Source organism: Mesorhizobium sp. (assembly GCF_005063415.1).
In the GTDB taxonomy this organism is placed as follows: domain Bacteria; phylum Pseudomonadota; class Alphaproteobacteria; order Rhizobiales; family Rhizobiaceae; genus Mesorhizobium.
Window position 1 is genome coordinate 1 of the sequence record NZ_SUEG01000283.1, and the last position, 2,800, is coordinate 2,800.

The following is a 2,800-nucleotide window of genomic DNA, read 5'->3' on the forward strand; positions in this document are numbered from 1 at the left end:
GGCATTGAGCTTGGGCGTGGCTTGCGGCATGACGAGCGGAATCCTGGAACCGTTTGCCAGTTCTACGCGGGGGCGCGAAAAACCAGAAGGCACCCACTCGCGCATCGCTTCGTAGCAGGCAATCTCTTTTCTGCAAGCATGAAGGCCAAGAGAAAAATATTCCACATTCAAATGCGGAGCGGATTGAAGCTGCTGTTGCGGCCCTTGATCCGCTGCCTTTCTAGCAGCTGGCAGAGCCGGCCACAAAACAGATTTTTCTAAATTCTACCAATTTAGTAGATTAAAGCCGCCGGATGCCAACCGAGCCATCAAAGGCAGCCCGGCGCTCTCGCCGGCTCTTGTTGGAATACCGGGTCCGAGTACCGGAACATTCCCGCCTCGGCACGCGTTTGCAATATGGGCCCAGCCCCGGTCATGCCCCTGCGGCAAAGGCCCGGCGATGGGCTCGAAAAATCAAAAAAGGAGCGCCCCATGAGCAACGTCAGACTGAAACGCGGACTGTGGATCGTGGTGGCAGATGGCGAAAAGGCGCTGTTCCTCGAGAATCGTGGAGACGTCCAATATCCCGACCTTCAGGTCGTGCACGAGATGGAGCAGGAAAATCCGGCAACCCGAGAACAAGGCACGGACCGCCCCGGCCGCTACAGCGACGGCCCTTCCGTCCACCGCAGTGCGGTCGAGGACACCGACTGGCACCGTCTCGGCAAGGAGCGTTTTGCCGAAGAGATTGCCGACAGGCTCTACAAGCTCGCGCATCGCGGCACCTTCAGGGAGATCGTGCTGATCGCGCCGCCGGCGGTGCTGGGCGACATGCGCAGGAAGCTGCACAAGGAGGTCACCGACAAGATAACGGCCGAAATTCCAAAGACGCTGACCAACCACAGCATACCCGATATCGAGAACCTGCTGCAGGCAACCTGATCGGAGCATCGGTCCCCGCAGCAATTGCCTCATTAGTCGCCAGGTTGGAGCAGGCCAGGGTAATCAATCGTCATAGTCTGCGCTGCCCCTCACCCGTACCCTCTTCCCGTGAAGAACGGGGAGAGGGGTCACCAGCATTGCGTCCAAGCCCCTTCTCCCCGTTCTTCACGGGGAGAAGGTCCCGGCAGGCAGCGCAGACGATTGATAAACTCAGCCGCTCAAACGTGCTGGCCGCCGTTGATGTGGATTTCCGAGCCGGTCACGTAAGACGCCTGCCCCGAGCACAGGAAGAAGATGATGTCGGCGACTTCTGCGGTGGTGCCCAGCCGCCTCAGCGGGATGGTCTCGACGATTTTTTCCGTGCCCGGCGACAGGATCGCGGTATCGATCTCGCCCGGCGCAATGGCGTTGACGCGAATGCCGTGCGGGCCGAAATCATGCGCCATCTCGCGCGTCAGCGAGCCGAGTGCCGCCTTCGAGGTCGCGTAGGCGGTGCCGGCGAAAGGATGCACGCGGGTGCCGGCGATCGAGGTGACGTTGACGATCGAGCCCTTGGCCGATGCCAGCTCCTTGAACAGTCCGCGCGCCAGCATGATCGGGGCGAAGAAATTCACCTGGAAGACGTCGCGCCAGACATGCATCGGCGTGTCGATCGAGTTCATGCGGCTGTTGCCGTCCTTGAGCTTCGGCGAGATGCCGGCATTGTTGACCAGCGCATGCAGCTGCCCGCCATGCGCCTCCAGCCGGTGGCGGATCTCGGAGATGGCGATGCCGACATCCTCCTGATCGGCGAGATCGACCTTGATGTGGTCTTCCGGGCCGGCCGGCCACGGGCAGTCCTCGGCAAAGGCCTGGCGCGAGCAGGTGATGACGCGCCAGCCTTCACGTGAAAAGCGCTTGACCGTGGCATGGCCGATGCCGCGGCTGGCGCCGGTCAGCACGATGGTTTTTCTGGTGTCGGTTTCGGCCATGTCGCGGTCTCCGGCGCGTGATCTAACCGAATATGGTTACAATGACGAGAGGCCGCCAGAAGATCATAGGGCCTGTCGCGCGGCTGCTAGCAATCACCGTTCAATAGCAGGTCGGACACTGCGCATGCAGGCCGAGATTGAGAAGAAAGACCAGAGCCGCCAACGTCCAGATAACCCTTAAGAACGCGCCACGCGAGCGCCCGGCCAGACGCGCAACGCCCCAGGCCACCCCATAAGGCAACAAAAGCCCCATGATGACGGAGCCGTATATCGCTCCGATTCTTTCCTGATCGAGGTATGCTGGATTGGGGAAATAGAGATATGGCAGATGCCGAATGACCACGACACAAACAGTCATCCCGAGCAGCAAGAGCCACTGCCACGTGCTTAGACGCTTGTATCCTTTCACATCAGCCGGCTTGGCCGGTTCACCGGACATTGCCTAACCTCCGCCCAGAATATCCAGGATCGAGGTCTGCCGCTTCTTGACCGGGCCGCCGACATTGCCGGGCGGCACCGGATGCTTGATCGATCCGGTGGCGCTGTCGACCCCCGGCATGGCCAGGCCGCCGGCATCGACCGTCTCGGCAGGACGCACGGGACGTGAAGCCGACTGCGTGGCTGCCGCGGGCGCCGCCGATTGGCCAACGGAAGCGACCGGCGCCGGCGGCGCCGTGTCGGACGGTATGTCGTCTGGGACGATGGTGTCGGGCGGCGTCGACTTCCAGGTTCCGGGCAGCGGCCGCACCGGCACGCCCTCATGGGCGGCGACCATGAATTCGTGCCAGGCCTGCGCCGGCAGCGCGCCGCCGGTGACCTTCTTCATCGCGCTGCCGTCATCATTGCCGAACCAGACGCCGGTGGTGAGGTTGGCGGTATAGCCGATGAACCAGGCGTCGCGCGAGTTC

General features: G+C 62.2%; 4 protein-coding genes and 1 pseudogene. 1 reads left to right on the plus strand and 4 read right to left on the minus strand.

The window, feature by feature from the left end:
- A partial coding sequence (locus E5W70_RS31725) for a hypothetical protein (protein ID WP_292665221.1) occupies positions 1-246 on the minus strand: 246 nt, incomplete at its 3' end.
- Positions 247-471: 225 nt separating this feature from the next.
- Here E5W70_RS31725 and E5W70_RS31730 point away from each other — a divergent pair.
- Positions 472-921, plus strand: a complete 450-nt coding sequence (locus E5W70_RS31730) for a host attachment family protein (RefSeq protein WP_292665223.1) — start codon at positions 472-474, stop codon at positions 919-921.
- 218 nt (positions 922-1,139) lie between these two features.
- On the opposite strand, the gene E5W70_RS31735 is transcribed toward E5W70_RS31730, so the two are convergent.
- The 3 genes and pseudogenes from E5W70_RS31735 to E5W70_RS31745 all read right to left on the minus strand — a co-directional run.
- Complete coding sequence (locus tag E5W70_RS31735; protein WP_292665224.1) at positions 1,140-1,892, minus strand: SDR family oxidoreductase; 753 nt, start codon at positions 1,890-1,892, stop codon at positions 1,140-1,142.
- Positions 1,893-1,992: 100 nt separating this feature from the next.
- On the minus strand, positions 1,993-2,331 hold the full coding sequence (locus E5W70_RS31740; RefSeq protein ID WP_292665225.1) for a hypothetical protein: 339 nt from the start codon (positions 2,329-2,331) through the stop codon (positions 1,993-1,995).
- A 3-nt stretch (positions 2,332-2,334) separates the two neighbouring features.
- A pseudogene (locus E5W70_RS31745) lies at positions 2,335-2,800 on the minus strand (penicillin-binding protein); the annotation flags it as partial.

What these genes read in the sequence shown, in the direction of transcription:
- E5W70_RS31730 (WP_292665223.1), top strand. Translation starts at nt 472, where the DNA reads ATGAGCAACGTCAGACTGAAACGCGGACTGTGGATCGTGGTGGCAGAT.
- E5W70_RS31735 (WP_292665224.1), bottom strand. Translation starts at nt 1,892, where the DNA reads ATGGCCGAAACCGACACCAGAAAAACCATCGTGCTGACCGGCGCCAGC.
- E5W70_RS31740 (WP_292665225.1), bottom strand. Translation starts at nt 2,331, where the DNA reads ATGTCCGGTGAACCGGCCAAGCCGGCTGATGTGAAAGGATACAAGCGT.